General features: G+C 71.9%; 19 protein-coding genes. 6 read left to right on the plus strand and 13 right to left on the minus strand.

Features of this window, described 5'->3' with window-relative positions; all coding sequences use genetic code 11:
- Nucleotides 1-24: 24 nt before the first annotated feature.
- The 4 genes from ACF059_RS18985 to bldG form a co-directional block, all read right to left on the minus strand.
- The gene (locus tag ACF059_RS18985; protein WP_392058410.1) at nucleotides 25-591 is read right to left on the minus strand and encodes a small secreted protein; all 567 of its coding nucleotides are present in this window, start codon (nucleotides 589-591) and stop codon (nucleotides 25-27) included.
- Nucleotides 592-753: 162 nt separating this feature from the next.
- Nucleotides 754-3,156, minus strand: a complete 2,403-nt coding sequence (locus tag ACF059_RS18990; RefSeq protein WP_392058413.1) for a sodium-translocating pyrophosphatase — start codon at nucleotides 3,154-3,156, stop codon at nucleotides 754-756.
- A gap of 317 nt (nucleotides 3,157-3,473) precedes the next feature.
- Nucleotides 3,474-3,914 carry an ATP-binding protein gene (locus ACF059_RS18995; RefSeq protein WP_360895053.1) on the minus strand — a complete coding sequence of 147 codons (441 nt, stop codon included), beginning with the start codon at nucleotides 3,912-3,914 and terminating at the stop codon, nucleotides 3,474-3,476.
- 124 nt (nucleotides 3,915-4,038) lie between these two features.
- Nucleotides 4,039-4,380, minus strand: a complete 342-nt coding sequence (bldG, locus tag ACF059_RS19000) for an anti-sigma factor antagonist BldG (RefSeq protein WP_030028781.1) — start codon at nucleotides 4,378-4,380, stop codon at nucleotides 4,039-4,041.
- 81 nt (nucleotides 4,381-4,461) lie between these two features.
- On the opposite strand from bldG, the gene ACF059_RS19005 reads away from it, so the two are divergent.
- Entirely contained in the window at nucleotides 4,462-6,933 is a 2,472-nt protein-coding gene (locus tag ACF059_RS19005) for a DEAD/DEAH box helicase (protein ID WP_392058416.1), read from the plus strand.
- A 76-nt stretch (nucleotides 6,934-7,009) separates the two neighbouring features.
- Here the strand turns inward: ACF059_RS19005 and ACF059_RS19010 are convergent, their stop codons facing one another.
- The 7 genes from ACF059_RS19010 to ssd form a co-directional block, all read right to left on the minus strand.
- On the minus strand, nucleotides 7,010-7,363 hold the full coding sequence (locus ACF059_RS19010; RefSeq protein WP_392058419.1) for an Rv3654c family TadE-like protein: 354 nt from the start codon (nucleotides 7,361-7,363) through the stop codon (nucleotides 7,010-7,012).
- Nucleotides 7,360-7,746: a TadE family type IV pilus minor pilin gene (locus ACF059_RS19015; protein ID WP_392058422.1), complete on the minus strand. Its 387-nt coding sequence runs from the start codon at nucleotides 7,744-7,746 to the stop codon at nucleotides 7,360-7,362. The genes ACF059_RS19010 and ACF059_RS19015 overlap by 4 nt, the downstream gene beginning before the upstream one ends.
- Entirely contained in the window at nucleotides 7,733-7,930 is a 198-nt protein-coding gene (locus ACF059_RS19020) for a DUF4244 domain-containing protein (protein ID WP_366866376.1), read from the minus strand. Before ACF059_RS19020 ends, ACF059_RS19015 begins: the two co-directional genes overlap by 14 nt.
- An 85-nt stretch (nucleotides 7,931-8,015) precedes the next feature.
- A complete protein-coding gene (locus ACF059_RS19025; RefSeq protein ID WP_392058425.1) occupies nucleotides 8,016-8,792 on the minus strand; it encodes a type II secretion system F family protein in 777 nt (258 codons plus the stop codon).
- Nucleotides 8,792-9,676: a type II secretion system F family protein gene (locus ACF059_RS19030; RefSeq protein WP_392058428.1), complete on the minus strand. Its 885-nt coding sequence runs from the start codon at nucleotides 9,674-9,676 to the stop codon at nucleotides 8,792-8,794. Before ACF059_RS19030 ends, ACF059_RS19025 begins: the two co-directional genes overlap by 1 nt.
- Nucleotides 9,673-10,821, minus strand: coding sequence for a TadA family conjugal transfer-associated ATPase (locus ACF059_RS19035; RefSeq protein ID WP_361946033.1), 1,149 nt, complete (start codon nucleotides 10,819-10,821; stop codon nucleotides 9,673-9,675). Before ACF059_RS19035 ends, ACF059_RS19030 begins: the two co-directional genes overlap by 4 nt.
- The gene (gene ssd / locus ACF059_RS19040) at nucleotides 10,818-12,020 is read right to left on the minus strand and encodes a septum site-determining protein Ssd (RefSeq protein ID WP_392058431.1); all 1,203 of its coding nucleotides are present in this window, start codon (nucleotides 12,018-12,020) and stop codon (nucleotides 10,818-10,820) included. Before ssd ends, ACF059_RS19035 begins: the two co-directional genes overlap by 4 nt.
- A gap of 450 nt (nucleotides 12,021-12,470) precedes the next feature.
- Here ssd and ACF059_RS19045 point away from each other — a divergent pair, with 450 nt between their 5' ends.
- Nucleotides 12,471-13,349 carry an HAD family hydrolase gene (locus tag ACF059_RS19045; RefSeq protein ID WP_392058433.1) on the plus strand — a complete coding sequence of 293 codons (879 nt, stop codon included), beginning with the start codon at nucleotides 12,471-12,473 and terminating at the stop codon, nucleotides 13,347-13,349.
- Nucleotides 13,350-13,719: 370 nt separating this feature from the next.
- Here ACF059_RS19045 and ACF059_RS19050 read toward each other — a convergent pair whose 3' ends face one another.
- A complete protein-coding gene (locus ACF059_RS19050; RefSeq protein ID WP_392058436.1) occupies nucleotides 13,720-14,541 on the minus strand; it encodes an oxidoreductase in 822 nt (273 codons plus the stop codon).
- 109 nt (nucleotides 14,542-14,650) lie between these two features.
- Here ACF059_RS19050 and ACF059_RS19055 point away from each other — a divergent pair, with 109 nt between their 5' ends.
- Nucleotides 14,651-15,730 carry an ATP-binding protein gene (locus ACF059_RS19055; protein WP_392058439.1) on the plus strand — a complete coding sequence of 360 codons (1,080 nt, stop codon included), beginning with the start codon at nucleotides 14,651-14,653 and terminating at the stop codon, nucleotides 15,728-15,730.
- Here ACF059_RS19055 and ACF059_RS19060 read toward each other — a convergent pair.
- Nucleotides 15,684-16,994, minus strand: a complete 1,311-nt coding sequence (locus ACF059_RS19060; RefSeq protein ID WP_392058442.1) for a hypothetical protein — start codon at nucleotides 16,992-16,994, stop codon at nucleotides 15,684-15,686. The two genes, ACF059_RS19055 and ACF059_RS19060, sit on opposite strands and share 47 nt — an antisense overlap.
- 235 nt (nucleotides 16,995-17,229) lie before the next feature.
- Here ACF059_RS19060 and ACF059_RS19065 point away from each other — a divergent pair, with 235 nt between their 5' ends.
- The 3 genes from ACF059_RS19065 to nhaA all read left to right on the plus strand — a co-directional run bounded on the left by ACF059_RS19065 (nucleotide 17,230) and on the right by nhaA (nucleotide 23,361).
- Nucleotides 17,230-19,536, plus strand: a complete 2,307-nt coding sequence (locus tag ACF059_RS19065) for a SulP family inorganic anion transporter (RefSeq protein ID WP_392058444.1) — start codon at nucleotides 17,230-17,232, stop codon at nucleotides 19,534-19,536.
- 176 nt (nucleotides 19,537-19,712) lie between these two features.
- Nucleotides 19,713-21,710 (plus strand): acetate--CoA ligase, encoded by a 1,998-nt coding sequence (gene acs / locus ACF059_RS19070; RefSeq protein WP_392058447.1) that lies wholly within the window; start codon nucleotides 19,713-19,715, stop codon nucleotides 21,708-21,710.
- 217 nt (nucleotides 21,711-21,927) lie between these two features.
- Nucleotides 21,928-23,361, plus strand: a complete 1,434-nt coding sequence (gene nhaA, locus ACF059_RS19075) for a Na+/H+ antiporter NhaA (RefSeq protein WP_392058450.1) — start codon at nucleotides 21,928-21,930, stop codon at nucleotides 23,359-23,361.
- Nucleotides 23,362-23,443: the final 82 nt, after the last annotated feature.

The raw sequence follows: 23,443 nt of genomic DNA on the forward strand, positions 1-23,443 counted from the left end.
TGACCGGCGTACCGGCTCGGCGCGTTACTTCGGCGAGGGCGACGGCGCCGCGACCTGGCAGCCCTTCTGGCTGTTGATCGCCTTGTCCAGACCGCCCGCGTTCAGCGTGGCCGCCGCGTCCTTGCCGCCCTTGGTGGCCTCCTCCAGGCCGCCCGCGACCTCCTTGAGGCCGTCGGCGAACTTCGTCTGGTCCTTGGGGTCGAGGGCGTCCATCTTCGTCTTCAGGTCGGCGTAGCCCTTGGAGGCCGCCTCGAAGCCCTTGACCGCCGAGTCCAGCGTCGCCTGGCCGTTCTTGACCGGCGGAACTCCCGCCTCCCGCAGGGCGCTCCCCATCTCCTTGTACGACTCCGTCATGGTCCCGAACGCCGCCGAGTCGGCCTTCTGGACCTCCTCGGGCTTACTGCTCTCGGTCGCCACCCGCTTGATCTCGGCGTTGGCCGTCTCGATCTTCTTGAGTTCGGGCTGCCACTGGTCGCAGACCTTCTTGGCCCAGGCGTTGGCCTTCTCGTCGCCGTCGTCCCCGCCGCAGCCGGACAGGACGAGCATCAGCACCGCACTGCCCGACAACGCGGCCGCAAGCTTCTTGTTCACCGGATTGGTCCCTTCGAAGGCTCTCGGCCCGGAAGATACACGGCCGCCATCAGGCCACGCACAAAGGCGGACAGACGGCGCGTCAGTCCGCGCCGCCTGTCCGCCGTTCGGGCGTACGGCCGGCCCTGCCCGGCTCTGCCCGTCCTGCTGCCCGTGCTCGGGTCAGGAGACCGTCGCGGGGTCGGCCGACTGGGCCACCCGCTCGGCGGCTCCGCCGTCGGACTCCTCGCCGACGGCGATGCCCCGGCGCTTGGAGATGTACACCGCGCCGATGATGACGGTGATCGCGAGGACGGCGACCACGGCCCGTACGGCCGGGCTGGTGTCCTCGCCGTAGCTGAACTGCACGACGGCGGGGGCGATCAGCAGCGCCACCAGGTTCATGACCTTGAGCAGCGGGTTGATCGCGGGACCGGCGGTGTCCTTGAACGGGTCGCCGACCGTGTCACCGATGACGACCGCGGCGTGGGCCTCGCTGCCCTTGCCGCCGTGGTGACCGTCCTCCACGAGCTTCTTCGCGTTGTCCCACGCGCCACCGGAGTTGGCGAGGAACACCGCCATCAGCGTGCCCGTGCCGATGGCGCCGGCGAGGAAGGAGCCGAGGGCGCCCACGCCGAGGGAGAAGCCCACGGCGATGGGGGTGAGGACGGCGAGCAGGCCGGGCGTGGCGAGCTCGCGCAGCGCGTCCTTGGTGCAGATGTCGACGACGCGCCCGTACTCCGGCTTCTCGCTGTAGTCCATGATCCCCGGGTGCTCGCGGAACTGGCGGCGCACCTCGTAGACCACGGCGCCCGCGGAGCGGGAGACCGCGTTGATGGCCAGGCCGGAGAACAGGAACACGACGGCCGCGCCCAGGATGAGCCCGACCAGGTTGTTGGGCTGGGCGATGTCGAGGCTGAGGTTCATCTCCCCGGCCTTGGCGCCGACGTCCTTGACCGCGGTGGCGATGGCGTCGTTGTACGAGCCGAAGAGCGCGGCCGCGGCGAGCACGGCCGTGGCGATGGCGATGCCCTTGGTGATGGCCTTGGTGGTGTTGCCGACGGCGTCCAGGTCGGTCAGGACCTGCGCGCCGGCGCCCTGGACGTCGCCCGACATCTCCGCGATGCCCTGGGCGTTGTCGGAGACGGGCCCGAAGGTGTCCATGGCGACGATGACGCCGACGGTGGTGAGCAGGCCGGTGCCGGCCAGGGCCACAGCGAAGAGCGCGAGCATGATCGACGTACCGCCGAGCAGGAACGCGCCGTAGACGCCGAGGCCGATGAGCAGCGCCGTGTAGACGGCGGACTCCAGGCCGACGGAGATGCCGGCGAGGACGACGGTGGCCGCGCCGGTGAGGGAGGACTTGCCGATGTCCCGGACGGGGCGCCGGTTGGTCTCGGTGAAGTAGCCGGTGAGCTGCTGGATCAGGGCCGCGAGCACGATGCCGATGGCGACGGCGACGACGGCCAGGACGCGCGGGTCACCGGAGTGGTTGGTGATCGCGGGGTTCTCGACGCCCGCGAGCTCCTTGTAGGTGGCCGGCAGGTAGGCGTAGACGGCGATCGCGACCAGCACCAGGGAGATCACGGCGGAGATGAAGAAGCCGCGGTTGATGGCGGTCATGCCGCTGCGGTCGGACCGGCGCGGGGAGACCGCGAAGATGCCGATCATCGCGGTGATCACGCCGATCGCGGGGACGATCAGCGGGAAGGCGAGGCCCAGGTCGCCGAAGGCGGCCTTGCCGAGGATGAGCGCGGCCACCAGGGTGACGGCGTAGGACTCGAAGAGGTCGGCCGCCATTCCGGCGCAGTCTCCGACGTTGTCGCCCACGTTGTCGGCGATGGTCGCGGCATTGCGCGGGTCGTCCTCCGGAATGCCCTGCTCGACCTTGCCGACCAGGTCGGCGCCGACGTCGGCGGCCTTGGTGAAGATGCCGCCGCCCACGCGCATGAACATCGCGATCAGGGCGGCGCCGAGGCCGAAGCCCTCCAAGACCTTGGGTGCGTCGGCGGCGTAGACCAGGACGACGCAGGAGGCGCCGAGGAGGCCGAGGCCGACGGTGAACATGCCGACCACGCCGCCCGTACGGAAGGCGATCTTCATCGCCTTGTGGGAGACCTCGGTCAGGTCCTTGGCGGGTTCGCCCTCGGCCGGGGTGGCCTCGCGGGCGGCCGCGGCGACGCGGACGTTGGCGCGGACCGCGAGGCGCATGCCGATGTAACCGGTGGCCGCGGAGAAGAGGGCGCCGACGAGGAAGAAGGCGGATCGTCCGGCCCGCTGGTTCCAGTCGTCGGCGGGGAGCAGGAAGAGAAGGAAGAAGACCACGACGGCGAAGACGCCGAGGGTGCGCAACTGCCGTCCCAGGTAGGCGTTGGCGCCTTCCTGGACGGCGGCGGCGATCTTCTTCATGCTGTCGGTTCCCTCGTCGGCGGCGAGGACCTGGCGGACCAGGATCTGCGCGACGACGAGCGCGGCGAGTGCCACGACCGCAATGACGATCACGATGAGCCGATTGTCATCGGTGAGTACTGCGGCTGCCAGATCAGTGGTGCGGTCCGGCGCGATAGGGGTGAAGAGCCCCGTCATTCGTCCTCCTTGACGTGATGAGCTCAAGATGTGGACGGATTGTAGGGAGCGTTCCCCGATCAAAACAGTGCGCAGGAAGCGGAATTGGCGCGCTCTCGCTTCTCAGCAATAGATCGCGTCACTCCATTACCCTCGAAAGCGGTAATGGGGCAAAGGCATTGACGCCTGATCATTTGATCTAGAGAAATGAAAAAGGCCCTGCTCGGCAGGGCCTTGATAAAGATCCGAAGATACGATGGTCGCGCGCGCGGCGGATCTTACGGGCGGCTGTGCGCGGCGGATCTCACGGAAGGGCGGACCTCACGGAAGGGCGGACCTCACGGAAGGTCGGAGGCTCCGGAGACGGGCCAGCTCATGCGGATGGTCCCGCCCGACTCGCCCGTGGTCACCTCGACGTCGTCGACGAGCCCGCTGATCACGGCGAGACCCATCTCGTCCTCGGCTTCGACGTCGGCGTCCAGGACGGCGTCGATGCCCGAGACGGTGTCGCCCGGGCCGCCGCCCGGACCGGGCACCTCGTCGCCGACCTCGATGGAGAACAGCTTGTCCTCCTCGGTCAGCACCACCCGGACGGGCGCGGTCAGTCCGTTGCTGCGATGCAGTCCGACGGCACGCGAGCAGGCCTCGCCCACGGCGAGGCGGACCTCGTCGAGGACGGCTTCCTCCACACCGGCCCGGCGCGCCACGGCGGCCGCGACCAGGCGGGCCGTCCGGACGTGTTCGGGCTGGGCGCTGAAGCGCAGTTCAACGGTGGCCATGCGCGTCCCCCTCGGACTACGGGCGTGCCTTGACAGGGGCCCGGGCCACCCGTGGCCCGGTACCCCTTCTCTCCTCGTCGGTTCCCCGGGGGCCCGCAGGCCGCCGGAAGACCGCCTGGAGCCGTCAGTCGGTGGCGTTGACGGCGTCGTCCACCGTGGTGTGGATGGGGAACACCTTGGTCAGACCGGTGATTCGGAAGATCTTCAGGATGCGCTCCTGGTTGCACACCAGACGCAGCGAGCCCTCGTGCGCACGAACGCGCTTGAGGCCTCCCACGAGCACACCGAGGCCGGTGGAGTCGAGGAAGTCCACTCGCTCCATGTCGACAACCAGGTGGTAGCTGCCGTCGTTCACCAACTCGACCAACTGCTCGCGCAGCTTGGGCGCGGTATACACATCAATCTCGCCACCGACCTCTACGACCGTACGGTCGCCGACAGTGCGAGTCGACAGGGACAGGTCCACGGATCCTCCAGCACCTTGCTATCGAGCGGCGCCCCCCAGGGGCCTCCCCACCCGAAGGTGGGCGAGGGATTGGCTGCCGCGATGGCATTCAATCACTTACCGGCAGGCGCGCACGACGCCTTCGGACCATTGTCCCGCAAGCCGGTGACACACTCGGTTCCGATGGCCCATACTCACCGTCCCGGTCGGCCCACGGCAACCGCGGACCACCGACCCACCCCCGGCACGGTCCTGGACCGCCTGTCACGGGGGCCTTCCCGAGCTGCGCGCATCACCCATACGGAGCACTTGCCCCCTCGGGAGGGTCGTCATGCAGTGTGGCCCGACCGCATCCGAGCGGATGTCGTAGCCGCCATCCAGGCCGCCGGAATCGAACACCCGTGGGAGCACCAGGCCGCGGCCGCCGAGCACGCCCTGGACGGCGCATCCGTGGTCGTCGCCACCGGCACCGCCTCCGGCAAATCCCTGGCATACCTGGCGCCCGTGCTCTCGGCCCTGGCGGACGGCGCCGAGGCCCCGAACGGCCGGGGCGCGACCGCCCTGTACCTGGCCCCCACCAAGGCCCTGGCGGCCGACCAGCGGCGCGCCGTACGGGAGCTGGCCGCCCCGCTGGGCAACGCCGTACGGCCCGCGGTCTACGACGGGGACACGCCCGTCGAGGAACGCGAGTGGGTACGCCAGTACGCGAACTACGTCCTGACCAACCCCGACATGCTGCACCGCGGGATCCTCCCGGCCCACCCCCGCTGGTCCTCCTTCCTGCGCTCCCTGCGCTACGTCGTGATCGACGAGTGCCACACCTACCGCGGGGTCTTCGGCTCGCACGTGGCCCAGGTCCTGCGCCGGCTGCGGCGGCTGTGCGCCCGCTACGGCTCGCAGCCGGTCTTCCTGCTGGCCTCCGCCACCGCCAGCGACCCGGCGGCGGCCGCGTCCCGGCTGACCGGCATGCGGGTGATCGAGATCACGGACGACGCCTCCCCGCGCGGCGAGGTGGTCTTCGCCCTGTGGGAGCCCCCGCTGCTCACCGAGCTGCGGGGCGAGAGGGGCGCCCCGGTACGCCGCACCGCCACCGCCGAGACCGCCGACCTGCTGACCGACCTGGTCGTACAGGGAGTCCGCACGGTCGCCTTCGTCCGCTCCCGGCGCGGCGCCGAGCTGATCTCCGTGATCGCCCAGGAACGGCTCGCCCATGTGGACCGCTCCCTCGTCCGGCGTGTCGCCGCCTACCGGGGCGGCTACCTGCCCGAGGAGCGCCGGGCCCTGGAGCGGGCCCTGCACTCCGGCGAGCTGCTGGGCCTGGCCGCCACGACCGCCCTGGAGCTGGGCGTGGACGTCTCGGGCCTGGACGCCGTCCTGATCACCGGTTACCCGGGCACCCGTGCCTCCCTGTGGCAGCAGGCCGGCCGCGCCGGACGGGCGGGCCAGGGCGCCCTGGCCGTGCTGATCGCCCGGGACGACCCCCTGGACACCTACCTCGTCCACCATCCCGAGGCGCTGTTCCGCCAACCGGTGGAAGCCACCGTCCTGGACCCCGACAACCCGTACGTCCTGGCCCCCCACCTGTGCGCGGCGGCGGCGGAGCTGCCGCTGACGGAGGCGGACCTGGAACTGTTCGGCCCGGCGACCGAGGACCTCCTGCCCCAGCTCGAAGCGGCGAAGCTGCTGCGCCGCCGGGCGACGGCCTGGCACTGGACCCGGCGGGAGCGCGCCTCGGACCTGACCGACATCCGGGGCGGCGGTGGCCGCCCGGTGCAGATCGTCGAGGCCGCGACCGGCCGGCTGCTGGGCACGGTCGACGAGTCGGCGGCCCACACCGCCGTCCACGACGGGGCCGTCCACCTGCACCAGGGCCGCACCTACCTCGTGCAGCACCTGGACCTGGAGGACTCGGTGGCTCTCGTGGAGGAGGCGAACCCGCCCTTCTCCACCACCGCCCGCGACACCACCTCCATCTCCATCCTGGAGACCGAGACCGAGATCCCGTGGGGCTCGGCCCGGCTCTGCTTCGGTTCCGTCGAGGTCACCAACCAGGTCGTCTCCTATCTACGGCGCAAACTGATCACCGGCGAGGTCCTGGGCGAGGCCAAACTGGACCTTCCGCCCCGGACCCTGCGCACCCGCGCCGTGTGGTGGACGGTGACCGAGGACCAGCTCGACGAGGCCCGGATCAGTCCGGAGATCCTCGGCGGCGCCCTGCACGCCGCCGAGCACGCCTCCATCGGCCTGCTCCCGCTGTTCGCCACCTGCGACCGCTGGGACATCGGCGGCGTCTCCGTGCCGCTGCACCCCGACACCCTCCTGCCCACGGTCTTCGTCTACGACGGCCACCCCGGCGGCGCCGGCTTCTCGGAGCGCGCCTTCCACACGGCCCGCGCCTGGCTGACGGCGACCCGCGACGCGATCGCCGCCTGCGAGTGCGAGGCGGGCTGCCCTTCCTGCATCCAGTCCCCCAAGTGCGGCAACGGCAACGACCCCCTCCACAAGCGCGGCGCCATCCGCCTCCTCTCCCGGCTCCTCGCCCAATCCCCGGACACCCCTCCTCCCGCGCTCTGAACGGGCCCTGACCCCCTCCTGGCCCACCGGTCACCCCATGGGCCCGCTGCGACCCCCTGGCCCCTGAGCCGGGCGCTCAGGGCGCCGCCGCCAGCGGCGGACCCGCGCGCGCCCCCATCGTGGCGGTGAACGGTCCCACCGCGATCCGGGCCCTGACCTCGGCGACCTCACCCCCCAGGCGGCATACGCCGAGCTCCGCTCCCTGCGCCCGCGCCACCCTGAGCGCCGCGGCGCAGGCCTTCTGCGGCCCGTGGGCCCAGCCGGCCGCCGCCGCGAGCGCCGCCAGGTCGGCGGCCGCCGCCGCGCGGTGGCGGGCCACGACGGCCTGGCCGAGGAGCAGCACCCCGCCGAACACCGCGCCCAGCACCGTCGCCACCAGCGCCGCCCAGACCGTGGCCGAGCCCCGGTCCCGGCCCCCGTACCGGCTCACGGCGGCGGCCCCACGCTGTCCTCCGCCAGGGCGACCGCCCGGGCGCCCAGGCGCACCGGCAGCCCGTTCGGCCCCGGCGCGGGCGCCGCCACCCGGACCTGCCAGAGGTCGCCGACCCGCTCCAGCTCCACCCGCGCCCCCGGCGGGGCGGCCGCCCGCGCCGCCGCCACGGCCACCTCCACCGGCTCCGATCTGGCCGCCGCCCGGGCGCCGGCCCGCGCCGCGTCCACGCACCGGATCTGGGCCGCGGCTGCCATCAGCGCCCACACCAGCAGCGCCGCGAACAGCACCAGGGCCGGGATCACCAGGGCTGCCTCAGCCGTCACATATCCGCTGTCCCGCATTTCGTGAACGGCCCGTGACCTACCCTCAGAACGGCACATCGAGCGCCTTCCCGATGGTCGACTGAAGGGCTGTGGCCACGACTTCACTCGTCACCACCTTGTAGAGAACGGCAGCGAATGCGCACGCCGCGATCGTGCCCATGGCGTATTCCGACGTGGACATCCCCGCGTCGCTTCCGTGACGGCTCAGCGCCGTCCGTACGCGAAACCAGATGATCCTCATGGCAACCTCCTGTGGATTTCCGTTGTCGATGTTGTTGATGTCGCTGATGTAGGCCATGCAGGTGATGGAGGCGATCAATGGGACTTCAGGTGTTCGAAAGGAGTCCTGAGGCCATACCGATCACCACCGGCGCGACCCCGATCGCGAGAAAAGCGGGGAGAAAACACAAGCCCACCGGTGCGGTGACCAGCACCGCCGGCCGTTGCGCCCTGGCTCCCGCCCGGCGCGCCCGGTCCTCCCGGAGCGCCGACGCGAGCCGTGAGACCGGTTCCGCCGCGGGCGCCCCCGTCCAGGCGGCCCGTTCCAGGCATTCCGCGAGCTCCCGGGCGCCGGGTATCTGCGCCAACCTCCCCCACCCGGCGCCCGGTTCGCCGCCGAGCCGCAACTCCGCCCCGGCCCGCGCCAGCCGCTCGCCCACCGGACCGCCCAGCGACTCGCCCACCACTTCCGCGGCCTCCACCGGACCCGCCCCGGCCGCCAGGCAGGCCGCCAACAGATCGGCCGCGAACGGCAGCTGACGCTCCGCCTCCCTCGGATCCACACCGACCGGGGGCCGCGCCCGGGCCTGCCACCGGCGCACCCCGAGCGCGGCCAGGGCTCCGGCGGCCAGGCCCGTCACGCCGCCGATGAGCAGCCAGCCCGCCAGCAGCGCCCCGGCGGGCCCGGCCCATGCCATCAGTGCGTCCCGCACTCCGGCGCCGAGCACCGGCCTCCGTAGGGGCACCGGCGCACCCAACAAGGCCCTGGTCCGACACCGGACGGCCCGGCCCCGGATCCGCGCCGTCACCGCCGAGAGGATGCAGAGCGCCACCACCGCCAGGCACAGCGCGATCCCCAGCCTGTGGACGACGAAGCCGGCCATCACCGCTCCCCCGCCCGTACGATCCGCCGGCACCACAGCAGCCCCAGCGCCTCCAGGACCGCACCCGCCAGCAGACAGCCCCACCCCATCGGGGTGTGCAGCAGCACCCGCAGAGGATCCGCGCCCAGACCCGTCCCGATCAGCAGGCCCACCAACGGCAGCAGGGCCAGGACCACCACCGTCGACCTCGCTCCCGCCAGCTGGGCCCGCAGCGACTCCTGCCGGTCCCGCTCGGCCCGCAGGGCCCCTTCCAGCCGGTCCAGTCCGGCGGCCAGTCCGGCGCCGCCGTCCACCGACACCCGCCAGCAGGCGGCCATACCGGCCAGCCCTTCCGCGCCCGGCTCCCGCGCCGCCTGACGCAGCGCCCCGGGCACGTCCCCGCCGAACGCGGCGGCGGCCAGCACCCCCGCCTCGGCCGCCCCCGGCCCGCCCGGGCCGGCGGCCGAGCGCCGCATCGCCGCCGTCAGCGCCTGCCCGGGCTGGGCTCCGGCCCTGAGCTCTCCCGCCGTCGCCCCGCACAGGGCCACCACCTCGGTGGCCCGCGCGGCCCGGGCCCGCTCCCGCGACCGCACGCGCAGCCACCGCCGCACCAGCGGCATCGCGACCGCTCCCGCCACCAGCGGGAGCACGGAACCGCCCAGCGCCGCGACCACCAGCCCGGCCACGAGGCAGGCCCACTCCCGCCACCGCACCGCCCGTACCCGTACGGCGACGAACAGGCGCTCCCGCTTTCCCGGTCCAGGTGCGATCTGCGGGCCGCCCCCGGCGAGCACCAGCCGGGCCCGCCGGGAGACCCGGTCACCCCCGGCAAGCCCCCACGCCGCCGCGCCGGCGCACAGCACCCCGGCGAACACCGGCACCGGCAGCGCCGCCACGGCGCTCATCGGGCACCTCGCAGCAGCGGCCGCAGCCGCTCCCAGCCCCGCTCCCGTACGAAGCCCCGAGCGGCCCAGCGCAGCGCCGGTACGGTGACCACCAGGCCGGCGGCGTCCCGTTCCAGCACGTGCACCTCGGCCACCCGGCGCCGCCCTTCCCGGTCCCGGACCAGGTGGAGCACCAGGGTCAACGCCGCCGCCAACTGGCTGTGCAGGGCCGCCCGGTCGAGCCCCGCGGCCGTTCCGAGGGCCTCCAGCCGGGCCGGGACGTGGGCCGCGGCATTGGCGTGGACCGTGCCGCATCCGCCCTCGTGCCCGGTGTTGAGGGCGGCGAGGAGGTCGGCCACCTCGGCGCCCCGGACCTCTCCGACCACCAGCCGGTCGGGCCGCATCCGCAGCGCCTGGCGGACCAGATCGGCCAGGGTGACCAGGCCCGCCCCCTCCTGATTGGCCGGCCGGGTCTCCAGCCGCACCACATGCGGATGGTCGGGGCGCAGCTCGGCCGAATCCTCGGCCAGGACGATCCGCTCCCCCGGGCCGACCAGCCCCAACAGGGCGCTGAGCAGGGTGGTCTTGCCCGTGCCCGTCCCACCGGAGACGAGGAACGACAGCCGGGCCTCCATCATGTCGCGCAGCAGCCGGTGCCCGCCGGGTGGCAGGGTCCCCGCCGCGACGAGCTCCTCCAGCGTGAAGGCCCGCGGCCGCACCACGCGCAGCGAAAGGCAGGCCGATCCGACGGAGACCGGCGGCAGTACCGCGTGCAGCCGGGTGCCGTCCGGCATCCGGGCGTCCACCCAGGGCCGGGCGTCGTCCAGCCGCCGCCCCGCCACGGCCGCCAACCGCTGGGCGAGCCTGCGCACCGCCTCGGCGTCGGCGAAGGTCACGCCGGTCAGCTCCAGCCCGCCACCGCGGTCCACCCACACCCGGTCCGGGGCCGCCACCAGCACATCGGTGACCTCGGGATCGGCGAGCAGCGCCTCCAGCGGGCCGGCGCCGACCAGCTCGGACCGTAACTCGGCGGCCACACCCAGCACTTCCGCGTCCCCCAGCAGTCGGCCCTGGGCCCGCAGGGCCGCCGCCACCCGCGCCGGAGTCGGTTCCGCCCCGCTCTCGGCGAGGCGCCGGCGCACCGCGTCCAGCAGCACCGCGCTCATGCCGGCACTCCCTGGGCGGGGCCGAGCGCCCGCTGCCAGAAGCCGTCGCAGAACCGGGCCAGCGCGCCCCGCCCCTGCGCTCCCGGCGGTTCCCCCTCGGCCACCCGCCCCGGGAGCCCCACCTCGACCGGCACCTCACCGGCGAGCGGCGCTCCCAACAGCCGGGCCACGGCCTCGGGATCGAGTCCGGCCGGGCAGCGGCCCCGTACGACGACCCGCACGTCCCGGGCCACCATGCGCACCCCGGCCGCCACCCGGCCCGCGGCAGCCACCGCGCGAAGCTCGCCCGGCACCACCATCAGCACCAGGTCGAGCTGCGCCAGCACCTCGGCCACCGCTTCGTCCACCCGCCGCGGGAGGTCGACCACCACGACCCCGCCCCGGCGGCGCGCGGCGGCCACCACCGACCGGATCGCGGCGGGCGGCACCACCACCCGGTCCCCGCGGTCCCAGCTCAGCACCCGCAGGGCGTGCATCTCGGGGAGGGACTCCTCCAGCGCTCCGGCCCCCACCCGTCCCCGCGAGCCCGCGAAGTCCGGCCAGCGCAGGCCCTCGGCGCCCTCGCCCCCGAGCAGTACGTCCATGCCCCCGCCCAGCGGGTCGCCGTCGATGAGGATGGTGCGCTCTCCGGCGCGGGCGGCCCGGACGGCGAGGGCACACGCGAGGGTGGAGGCTCCCGCCCCGCCACTGCCGCCGATCACCCCGACGGCGAGGGCGGGCCGTCCGGCTCCCTCGACCACGTCGGCGATGCGGTCGACGAGCCGGCTCTCGGCGTCGGGGAGCCGCAGCACCTCCTCCGCGCCGATCTCCACGGCGCGCTGCCATACGAGGGGGTCGTCCAGGTCCCGGCCGACGAGGAACACCCCGGTCCTGCGCGGGGCCCCGCGCACCCGCCGCGCGGCGTCGTCCCCGACCAGTACGAGGGGGGCGGACTCCCACCCGACTCCCGCGACCTCCCCGGCACTTGCGCCGGGGCTGCCCCCTGCCCCGCTCTGCTCGGGCAGGCCGTGGTGCACGTGCGGTTCGGCGCCCGCGGCCGCGCACAGCCTCAGCAGGTCGTCGAGCAGCAGCGGATCCTCGGTGATGATCAGGGGCCGCCCGCCACCGGCTGCGGATACGGTTGCCGCCCCCGTCCCGGCCCCCGGGCTGCTTCCGGCCGCCCCGGACCCCGGCGTTTCGCACGACTTCGATCGAGCCATGATCTCCGCCTCCCTCTCCCTGCAAATCCAGCGCCACGGACTTCGCGGCTGGAATCACCGTGCAGCGATCAGGAAAAAGAAGTGGATCTTGCTCGATAACTGTGGACAACCGGCCGATTGTGAATAACCCGGTCACCCTCACCGGTGAGTTCCAGAGCGCTGCGGAACCACTACGCAGCGTCACGGGTTGGAGGGGGTGAGGGCCTTCGCCGCGTCGGCCCGCACAAGAGGAAGGGCCGGAGAGATGGTCACGTGGGACCGAAGGCAGGGACGCGAACCGCGTCCGGACATGCGACGACCCCCGCCGGGGGGGAGAGCGGGGGTCGTCCCCACGGTCCGACTCGGGGGGGAGGAGCCAGACCGGGTTAGCACGGTCGCGAACGATCCGTGACTTCCATGGTGTACCCGAGAGCCTTCTCAGGCAAACCCACGCGCCACACCTTACGCCGAATGGTGGGCGCATATGCTCGGGGCGTGGAAAATCAGCCCTTGCCGCACTCCTCGCCTCGCACCGCCGCCTTCTTCGACCTGGACAAGACGGTCATTGCGAAGTCGAGCACCTTGACGTTCAGCAAGTCCTTCTACCAAGGCGGCCTGATCAACCGGCGAGCCGTCTTGCGCACCGCGTACACGCAGTTCATCTACCTGGCCGGCGGCGCCGACCACGATCAGATGGAACGCATGCGGGAGTACCTGTCCGCCCTCTGCAAGGGGTGGAACGTGCAGCAGGTGCGGGAGATCGTCGCGGAAACCCTGCACGACCTCATCGACCCGATCATCTACGACGAGGCCGCGTCCCTGATCGAGGCCCACCACATGGCGGGCCGCGACGTGGTCATCGTGTCGACCTCCGGCGCGGAGGTGGTCGAGCCGATCGGGGAGATGCTCGGTGCGGACCGGGTCGTCGCCACGCGCATGGTCGTGGGCGAGGACGGTTGCTTCACCGGCGAGATCGAGTACTACGCCTACGGACCGACCAAGGCGGAGGCCGTGCGCGAGCTCGCGGAGTCCGAGGGCTACGACCTCTCCCGGTGCTACGCCTACAGCGACTCGGCCACCGACGTCCCCATGCTGGAGGCGGTCGGACACCCGCACGCCGTCAACCCGGACCGGGCACTGCGGCGGGAAGCGGTCGCGCGCGAGTGGCCGGTCCTCGTCTTCAGCCGGCCCGTACGGCTGAAGCAGCGACTGCCCGGACTGTCGATGCCGACGCGTCCGGCGCTGGTCGCCGCGGCGGCCGTCGGTGCGGCCGCCGCCACGGCCGGGCTGGTCTGGTACGCCAGCCGGCGCCGGGCCAGCGCTCTGGCCGCCGCCGCCCGCTCCGCCTGAATGTCCCGGCCTGCGGAGATAAGGGCTGTCCGGTTCGCCGGACTCGCCCCGAAAGTAAAAAGTGGAGCCAGGGCTTTCGCATGGCTCCCAAGCGGAGTACAAATAAAGCAACGGCCCGCGAGACCAAAGAACATCCGAGAGGATCATCTTTAAAACGCAGTAAGGCCCACGGACCGAAGCATGAACGCCTGGCACCCACGCGACGTCGACCCGTCGATTACGGGCCAGCCGCACCAGGTAACGGGCAAAGTCCCCGACCTGATGGGCAACCATCGAGGACGCTTGGTAACTAGGCGTAAATGCCAGCGGCGACACCACAGCAGTACGGTGTCGCCGCAACCCATGTCCGGGCGAAATCGGTCGTGAAACCTCAGGCCGCGCCGCGCTGCAGGGCCTCGCAGACCGCGGTCGACTCGCGGACACCGAGCTCGATCGCCCGCCCGCAGTGGGCGATCCAGGCACCCATCCCCTCCGGAGTGCCGGAGACGTAGCCCCCGAACGCCGCCAGGTACGCCTCGCGCCCCTGTTCCGCGTGGCCGACCTCCGCCGGGCAGATCGCCTTCGGGTCCAGACCGCTGTTGATCAGGACGATGCGCTCGGCGGCGCGGGCGACCAGCCCGTTGTACGAGGCGAACGGGCGCAGGGCCAGCAGTTCGCCGTGGACCACCGCCGCCGTGACCAGGGCCGGGGCGGAACCGCCCGCGATGATCAGGCGCGACAGGCCGTCCAGGCGGCCCGCGACTTCCTCCGCACTGGGCAGCGGGAGGTCCACGAGGGGCTCCACCACCGACTCGCCGGCCAGGCGGGGGCGGCCCACGACGTCTCCCTGGGCCGTCGAACCGGATGCCACCAGGTGCAGGCGCGCCAGCACCCGCAGCGGCGACTGGCGCCAGATGCTCAGCAGCTGCCCGGCCTCCGCCGTGAGCCGCAGGGCGGCGCCCACCGTCAGCGCCTCCGGCTCCGACCCGAAGTCGGTCCGTCGCCGCACCTCCTCCAGCGCCCAGTCCGCGCCGGACAGCGCCGCGCTTCCGCGCGCCCCGCGCAGGGCGGCCTCCGAGGTGATCTCGCCGCTGCGGCGGCGCATCACCCGGTGTCCGTAGACCCGGTCCACGGCCTTGCGTACGGAATCCACGGACTCGGCGACACCCGGCAGCCCGGCCAGGGCGACCAACGGGTCAGAAGCGCTACTCATAAGTAGGGAGCCTACGCACTGCGCACCCCCGGCACCGACCCCTCCTTGGAGTGGTCTTCTTCACTCGCCTTGACAACACCCAGCTACGAACCCACTACCCTTGGTGAACATGAAGATCGCTTTCGTAGGAAAGGGCGGCAGCGGCAAGACCACGCTGTCCTCCCTCTTCATCCGCCACCTGGCCGCCAATGAGGCCCCCGTCGTCGCGGTGGACGCCGACATCAACCAGCACCTGGGCGCCGCGCTCGGCCTCGGCGAGGACGAGGCCGCCGCACTTCCCGCCCTGGGCGCGCACCTCCCGTTGATCAAGGAGTACCTGCGGGGCTCCAATCCGCGCATCGCGTCCGCCGACACGATGATCAAGACCACGCCGCCCGGCCGCGGGTCGCGCCTGCTGCGGGTCACCGAGGACAACCCGGTGTACGAGGCGTGCGCGCGGACGGTGCTGCTCGACGGGGAGCCCGTACGACTCATGGCCACCGGGCCGTTCACCGAGTCCGACCTGGGCGTGGCCTGCTACCACTCCAAGGTCGGCGCGGTCGAGCTCTGCCTGAACCACCTCGTCGACGGCCCGGACGAGTACGTGGTCGTCGACATGACGGCAGGCTCCGACTCCTTCGCCTCGGGCCTGTTCACCCGCTTCGACGTTACCTTCCTGGTCGCCGAACCGACCCGCAAGGGCGTCTCCGTCTACCGCCAGTACAAGGAGTACGCCCGGGACTTCGGGGTCGCGCTCAAGGTCATCGGCAACAAGGTGCAGGGCCCCGAGGACATCGAGTTCCTCCAGGACGAAGTGGGCGAGGACCTGCTGGTCACCGTCGGACACTCCGACTGGGTGCGGGCGATGGAGAAGGGCCGCCCGGCTCCGTTCGAGCTGCTGGAGGCGACCAACCGGCTCGCGCTCCAGGAGCTCCAGAACGCCGCCGACGACTCCTACGCGCACCGCGACTGGGTCCGCTACACCGAGCAGATGGTGCGCTTCCACCTCAAGAACGCGGAGAGCTGGGGCAACGCGAAGACCGGGGCCGACCTGGCGGGCCAGGTCGACCCCGATTTCATCCTGCGCGAGGACCGCGAGGACCACGAGGACCGTGCAGACCGCGAGGACCGCGCGGACGCCGAGGGGACGAAGGCGCAGGCCGTCAGCCCTCGTCCGTGCCTTCAGCAGCCGGCTCCGCAGCCGGCTTGACCCCGGCGGGGGCCGTCGGCGGTGCGGGCGGCGGCCCCGCGGTCAGGAACTTCGTCCAGCCCTCCTTCGGCGCCTCGCCGACGTCGAGCGTGCGCATCCACTCAAGAGTCTTCGGGTCCTGGGCGTCCAGCCAGTCCGCCAGCTCGCGGAACGGCACGCAACGGACCTCCTTCTGGGTGCACATGGACTTGATCGACTCCTCGACGGCGCGCATGTAGGTGCCGCCGTTCCAGGACTCGAAGTGGTTGCCGATGATCAGCGGGGCGCGGTTGCCCTGGTAGACGCGGTCGAAGGCCTGCCGCAGGCCGTCGCGCATCTGGTCGCCCCAGTACTTGTGCTGTGCCGGGTCGCCCTGGGAGGTCGTCCCGGACTGGTTCGTCATGAAGTTGTAGTCCATGCTCAGCGTTTCGAAGGCGCGGCCCGGCACGGGCACCAGTTGCAGCGGGATGTCCCACAGACCGTCGGTCTTCTTGGGCCAGATCTGCTTGCTGATGCCGCTGGAGTCGTAGCGGAAGCCCATGTCCTTCGCCGCCAGCATGAAGTTCTTCTGGCCTTCGAGGCAGGGGGTGCGGGCCCCGACGAGCTCCTTGTCGTAGTCGAAGGGGAGCGCTTCCATGCTCTTCAGGCCGGCGTTGGTCTTCCAGTTCTTGACGAACGCCTTGGCCTGGTTGATCTCGCTCTTCCACTCGGCCACGGACCAGGTCCCGACGCCGCCGTCGGGTCCGCAGAAGTGGCCGTTGAAGTGGGTGCCGATCTCATTGCCCTCCAGCCAGGCGCCCCTGACCTGGGTGGCGGTGTCCTTGATGCCCTGGAGGTCGCCGAAGCCGATGTCGGAGCGGCCGGACTCGTGCTGCGGGGCGGTATAGAGGGAACGTTTCTCCTCCGGGAGCATGTACACGCCGCTGAGGAAGTACGTCATCCGGGCGTTGTACTTCTTGCCGACCTCGCGGAAGTGCGAGAAGAGCTTCTGGCTGTCCTCGCCCGCCCCGTCCCACGAGAACACCACGAACTGCGGCGGCTTTTCGCCGGGCTTGAGCTTCTGCGCCTTCTGTACGTTCGGCTGCGGGCCGGTGTAGGCGGTCGAGCCGTCTCCGATGGGCCGGTTGACGCTGCCGGGAGCCTCCGGGGCGGCGGCGCCCTCCTTCGCCTTCGGAGCCCCGGGAGCCGGGGACTTGGCGGGCTCCGAGGCGCCGCACCCGGCGGCCCCCAGGATCAGCGCCGTGGCGGCCAGGCCGCCGGCGATCTTCTTCGTGGCGGCGATCATCCGCCCCACCTCTCCCTCGCAGTTCCAACGCAGGACTTCCGCGCCGCAACGTCCCACGGGGTCCGCCGCGAGAAAGGTGTGACAAGCCGGACAAAATGCTTATTCACTCGTGAGTGCTAATCCATCGGCCATTTGCGCGCATTGCTCTCCACACGCCTTTACTCTCCATTACCATCCATTTACTGAGTGTTGAGACTCCCGCCGCTTCATCCCTCCCCCGAGGAGACGGGAACCGATGACAGACACCTCCCCCAGGCCCACGACCGGAACGCTCCGCAAGGACTTCCACGCAGACCTCTCCGCCTCGATCGCCGTCTTCCTGATCGCCCTGCCGTTCTCGCTCGGCATCGCCCTGGCCACCGGCGCCCCGCTCCAGGCCGGGCTGGTCGCCGCGGCCGTCGGCGGGATCGTCGCCGGACGGCTCGGCGGCGCCCCGCTCATGGTCAGCGGACCCGCTGCCGGACTCACGGTGGTCAGCGCCGAGTTGATCCAGCACTACGGGTGGCGCACCACCTGCGCCGTCACCGTCCTCGCCGGCCTCTGCCAGCTCGGCCTCGCCGCCCTGCGCACCGCCCGGTCGGCGCTCGTCGTCAGCCCCGCCATCGTGCACGGCATGCTCGCCGGCGTCGGCGTGACCATCGCACTGGCGCAGCTGCACATCGTGCTCGGCGGCACCCCCCAGAGCTCCGCCCTGGCCAACGTCCGCGGGCTGCCCGACCAGTTGGCCGACCTGCACCCGGTCGCGCTCGGCGTCAGCGTGCTGACCCTGCTCGTCCTGTTCAGCTGGCCGAGGCTGCCCGGGCGGACCGGCCAGGCCCTGCGCAAGGTGCCGGCGGCGCTCGCCGCCGTGGCGACGGCCACCGCGGTCGCCGCCGTGGCCGGCCTCAGCCTGCCGCGGGTGGACCTGCCGTCATGGCGCAGCCACGCCCTGCCCGAGCTTCCCGAGGGCCCGGTCCTCGGGATCATCGCCGCCGTCCTGACCGTCACCCTGGTCGGCAGCGTCGAGTCCCTGCTCTCCGCGGTGGCGACCGACAAGCTGATCGTCTCCGACCGCGGTACGGGCAGCCGTCCGCCGCGCGCCGACCTGAACCGGGAACTGAGGGGGCAGGGCGCGGCGAACATCGTCTCCGGCGCCCTGGGCGGCCTGCCCGTCGCGGGCGGGGCCATCCGCAGCGTGGCGAACGTGAAGTCCGGCGCCGTCAGCAGGCGGTCGGTCATGCTGCACGGCCTGTGGGTCCTGCTCGCGGCGGGACTGCTCGTTCCCGCCCTCGACCTGATCCCGCTGGCCTCGCTGGCCGCACTGGTGATGGCGGTGGGCGTGCGGATGGTGAGCGCCACGCATCTGCGCACCGTCACCCGGCACGGCGAGGCCGTGGTCTACGGCACGACCATCGTGGGAGTGGTCCTCGGCGGCGTCCTGGAAGGCGTGGCCATCGGCATCGCGGTGGCGGTCGCGCTCGCCCTGCACCGGCTCGCCCGGACCCGGATCACGGTGGAGCAGCTGGACGGCGGCGCCTTCCGGGTCTGTGCGCGCGGCCAGTTGACCTTCCTCGCCGTGCCGCGGCTGAGCCGGGTGCTGAGCCAGATCCCGCCCGACGCGCCCGCCCTGATCGAGCTGGACGGCTCCTTCATGGACCACGCGGCCTACGAAACGCTGCAGGACTGGCAGGACTCCCACCGCGCCCACGGCGGATCCGTGGAGGTCACCGGACGCCGCACCGACGGGGCGCACCGCTCCGGCGCCCCGGCCCCGCGCGGCCAGCAGCGCGGCGGGCACCAGTGCTGCCGCCCCTGGACGCCGTGGAAGAACCACTGCGACCACCGCACGACGGACACCCGGCCCCCTGCCGACACGGTCACCCCGGCGGCCAAGGGCGCCGGCCAACTGGCCAACGGGATCAGCGCCTTCCAGCGCGATACCGCACCCCACGTGCGCGAGGAGCTGGCCCGGCTGGCCCGCGAGGGGCAGCGCCCCTCGCAGCTCTTCCTCACCTGCGCGGACTCCCGTCTGGTGACGAGCATGATCACGGCCAGCGGCCCGGGCGACCTGTTCACGGTCCGCAATGTCGGCAATCTGGTCCCGCTGCCCGGAGCGGAGTCCACGGACGACTCGGTCGCGGCGGCCATCGAGTACGCGGTGGACGTGCTGAAGGTGGACAGCATCACCGTGTGCGGGCACTCGGGCTGCGGGGCCATGCAGGCGCTGCTCAACTCGGCGCCCGGAGCCCCGATGACCCCGCTGCGCCGCTGGCTGCGGCACGGGCTGCCCAGCCTGGAGCGGATGGCCAGCCGTCACCACGCCTGGGCCCGGATCTCGGGCCGCCTCCCGGCGGACGCGGTGGAGCAGCTGTGCCTGACCAATGTGGTGCAGCAGCTGGAGCACCTGCGGGCCCACGAGTCGGTGGCGCGGCGGCTCGCCGAGGGCACCTTGGAGCTGCACGGGATGTACTTCCACGTGGGCGAGGCGCAGGCGTATCTCCTGTCCGAGGGCGAGGACTTCTTCGACTGCCGGGTCTTCGACACGGTCGGCCAGAACGCCTGAGGCGCAGCGACCCTGAACCGGTAGCCTCCGGTATCCGTGCAACCGTATGGCCTCTTCCCGCCCCCCTTCAGCGGGAAGGGGCCTTCGCGCGTCCTTCGCGGCCGTCCCGGATCGTGATATAGGTCTAAACCAATTCCCGGCTACCCCTTGTCACCCGGGCCGCCGACTGATGAGCTATGCCCGGGGACACAACGGACACCCTGGGATTGGGAGATGTCGTGAGCAATGAAAGCCTGGCCAATCTGCTCAAGGAGGAGCGGCGGTTCGAACCGCCTGCCGATCTGGCCGCCGCCGCCAACGTGACACAGGCTGCGTACGCACAGGCCGACGCGGACCGGCTGGGCTTCTGGGCCGAGCAGGCCCGCCGGCTGACCTGGGTCACCGAGCCGACGCAGACCCTGGACTGGACGAACCCGCCCTTCGCGAAGTGGTTCGCGGACGGCGAGCTGAACGTCGCCTACAACTGCGTGGACCGCCACGTCGAGGCCGGCAACGGCGACCGCGTCGCCATCCACTTCGAGGGCGAGCCCGGCGACAGCCGCGCCATCACCTACGCCGAGCTCAAGGACGAGGTCTGCAAGGCCGCCAACGCCCTGACCGAGCTGGGGGTCCAGGCCGGCGACCGCGTGGCCGTCTACCTGCCGATGATCCCCGAGGCGGTCGTCGCGATGCTCGCGTGCGCCCGCGTCGGCGCCGCGCACTCCGTGGTCTTCGGCGGCTTCTCCGCCGACGCCGTCGCCTCCCGCATCCAGGACGCCGACGCCAAGCTGGTCATCACCGCCGACGGCGGCTACCGCCGCGGCAAGCCGACCGCCCTGAAGCCCGCCATCGACGAGGCCGTCGCCAAGTGCCCGCAGGTCGAGCACGTGCTCGTCGTACGCCGCACCGGTCAGGACACCGCCTTCAGCGAGGGCCGCGACCTGTGGTGGGACGAGGTCGTCGGCCGCCAGTCCGCCGAGCACACCCCGCAGGCCTTCGGCGCCGAGCACCCGCTCTTCATCCTCTACACGTCGGGGACGACGGGTAAGCCCAAGGGCATCCTGCACACCTCGGGCGGCTACCTCACGCAGACGGCGTACACGCACCACGCGGTCTTCGACCTGAAGCCGGAGACCGACGTCTACTGGTGCACCGCCGACATCGGCTGGGTCACCGGGCACTCCTACATCGTCTACGGGCCGCTCGCCAACGGCGCCACCCAGGTGATGTACGAGGGCACGCCGGACACCCCGCACCAGGGCCGGTTCTGGGAGATCGTGCAGAAGTACGGCGTCACCATCCTCTACACGGCGCCCACGGCCATCCGCACGTTCATGAAGTGGGGCGACGACATCCCCGCGAAGTTCGACCTGTCGAGCCTGCGCGTGCTGGGCTCGGTCGGCGAGCCGATCAACCCCGAGGCCTGGATCTGGTACCGCAAGCACATCGGCGGCGACCGCTGCCCGATCGTGGACACCTGGTGGCAGACCGAGACCGGCGCGATGATGATCTCCCCGCTGCCGGGCGTCACGGCCACCAAGCCGGGCTCCGCCCAGCGCGCGCTGCCCGGCATCTGCGCCACCGTCGTGGACGACGAGGCGAACGAGGTCCCGAACGGCGGGGGCGGCTACCTGGTCCTCACCGAGCCGTGGCCGTCGATGCTGCGCACCATCTGGGGTGACGACCAGCGGTTCATCGACACGTACTGGTCGCGTTTCGAGGGCAAGTACTTCGCGGGCGACGGGGCCAAGAAGGACGACGACGGCGACATCTGGCTGCTCGGCCGGGTGGACGACGTGATGCTGGTGTCCGGCCACAACATCTCGACCACCGAGGTCGAGTCGGCGCTCGTCTCCCACCCCTCGGTCGCCGAGGCGGCCGTGGTCGGCGCGGCCGACGAGACCACCGGCCAGGCCATCGTGGCCTTCGTCATCCTGCGCGGCAGCGCCTCCGAGACGGAGAGCCTGGTCGCGGACCTGCGCAACCACGTGGGCGCCACGCTCGGCCCGATCGCGAAGCCGAAGCGGATCCTGCCGGTCCAGGAGCTCCCGAAGACCCGTTCGGGCAAGATCATGCGCCGCCTGCTGCGCGACGTGGCGGAGAACCGGGCGGTCGGTGACGTCACCACGCTGGCCGATTCCTCGGTCATGGACCTGATCCAGAGCAAGCTTCCGGCCGCCGGCAGCGACGACTGACAGGACCCGGGACCGGACCCCGGACCCCACTGAAAGGGGTACTCGACGCGCCGCGCCGGGTGCCCCTTTCGCGCATAAAGTGACGATCACCGGATACGTCCTCGCGTGCACCCTGTAAAATATTGAAAGCGTCAATAATGACCACAGGGTGCGCCGGGAAGTCTGGTCGGCAACGAGCTTCGCCATGCCGTCCAACCGACCCCGGAGGTCTCCCCTCGTGGCCGCACCCAGCCCCACCGACCACCAGAGCGGCACGTTCCTCGGACGGCTCTCGCTCCCCGAGCGCCGCTTCGTCGCCGACGCCCTGCGCACCGAGACGGTCGGCGGCGTGCTGTTGCTCGTGGCCGCCGTCGCCGCCCTGCTGTGGGCGAACGTCCCCGCCGTCTCGGACAGCTACGCCAGCGTCCGGTCCTTCCACATCGGCCCCGCCTCCCTCGGCCTGGACCTCTCGCTCCAGCACTGGGCGGCCGACGGGCTCCTCGCCGTCTTCTTCTTCGTCGCGGGCATCGAACTCAAGCGCGAGCTCGTCGCGGGCGATCTGCGCGACGCGAAGGCCGCCGCCCTCCCGGTGATCGCCGCCGTCTGCGGCATGGCCGTCCCCGCGCTGGTCTACGTACTGGTCAACACCTTCGGCAGCGGCTCGATGGACGGCTGGGCGGTCCCGACCGCCACCGACATCGCCTTCGCGCTGGCCGTGCTCGCCGTCATCGGCACCTCCCTGCCGTCGGCCCTGCGCGCCTTCCTGCTGACCCTCGCGGTGGTCGACGACCTCTTCGCCATCCTGATCATCGCGGTGTTCTTCACCAGCGAGATCGACTTCCTGGCGCTCGGCGGCGCGGTCGTGGGCCTGGCCCTGTTCTGGTTCCTGCTGCGCCGGGGAGTCCGCGGCTGGTACGTCTACCTCCCGCTCGCCCTGGTCATCTGGGGCCTGATGTACAACAGCGGCGTCCACGCCACCATCGCCGGCGTCGCCATGGGCCTGATGCTGCGCTGCACCCGCAAGGACGGCGAGGGCCAGTCCCCCGGCGAGCACATCGAGCACCTGGTCCGGCCCGTCTCGGCCGGTCTCGCCGTGCCCCTCTTCGCGCTGTTCGCCGCCGGGGTCTCGCTCTCCGACGAGTCCCTCGGGCAGGTCTTCACCCGCCCCGAGACCCTCGGTGTGGTCCTCGGCCTCGTCGTCGGCAAGACCGTGGGCATCTTCGGCGGGACCTGGCTGGCCGCCCGCTTCACCAAGGCGGAACTGAACGAGGACCTCGCCTGGCCCGACGTACTGGCCGTGGCCTCGCTCGCGGGCATCGGCTTCACCGTCTCCCTGCTCATCGGCGAACTCGCGTTCACCGGCGACGCGGTCCTCACCGACGAGGTCAAGGCCGCCGTCCTGATGGGCTCGCTCATCGCGGCCGTCATCGCGAGCGTCATGCTCAAGCTCCGCAACCGCCGGTACCGGGCGCTCACCGACGCCGAGGAGCGCGACGACGACCTCGACGGGATCCCGGACATCTACGAGGAGCACAACCCCGAGTACCACCTGCGGATGGCGAAGATCTACGAGGACAGGGCCGCGGAACACCGCCGCAAGGCGGAGAACGCGGCGGCGACGGCCCTGGAAAACACGGCCGGGTCCACCGCCCGGGGCGACCGTCCGGCATGATCTGACACAGGACACAGGACATAGGACCCAAGACGCAGCATGCAGGCCGCAGCACGCGGGCCCGCGGGCCACAGCACGCAGG

Origin of the sequence: Streptomyces sp. NPDC016562 (assembly GCF_043076955.1) — a bacterium.
GTDB lineage: Bacteria > Actinomycetota > Actinomycetes > Streptomycetales > Streptomycetaceae > Streptomyces.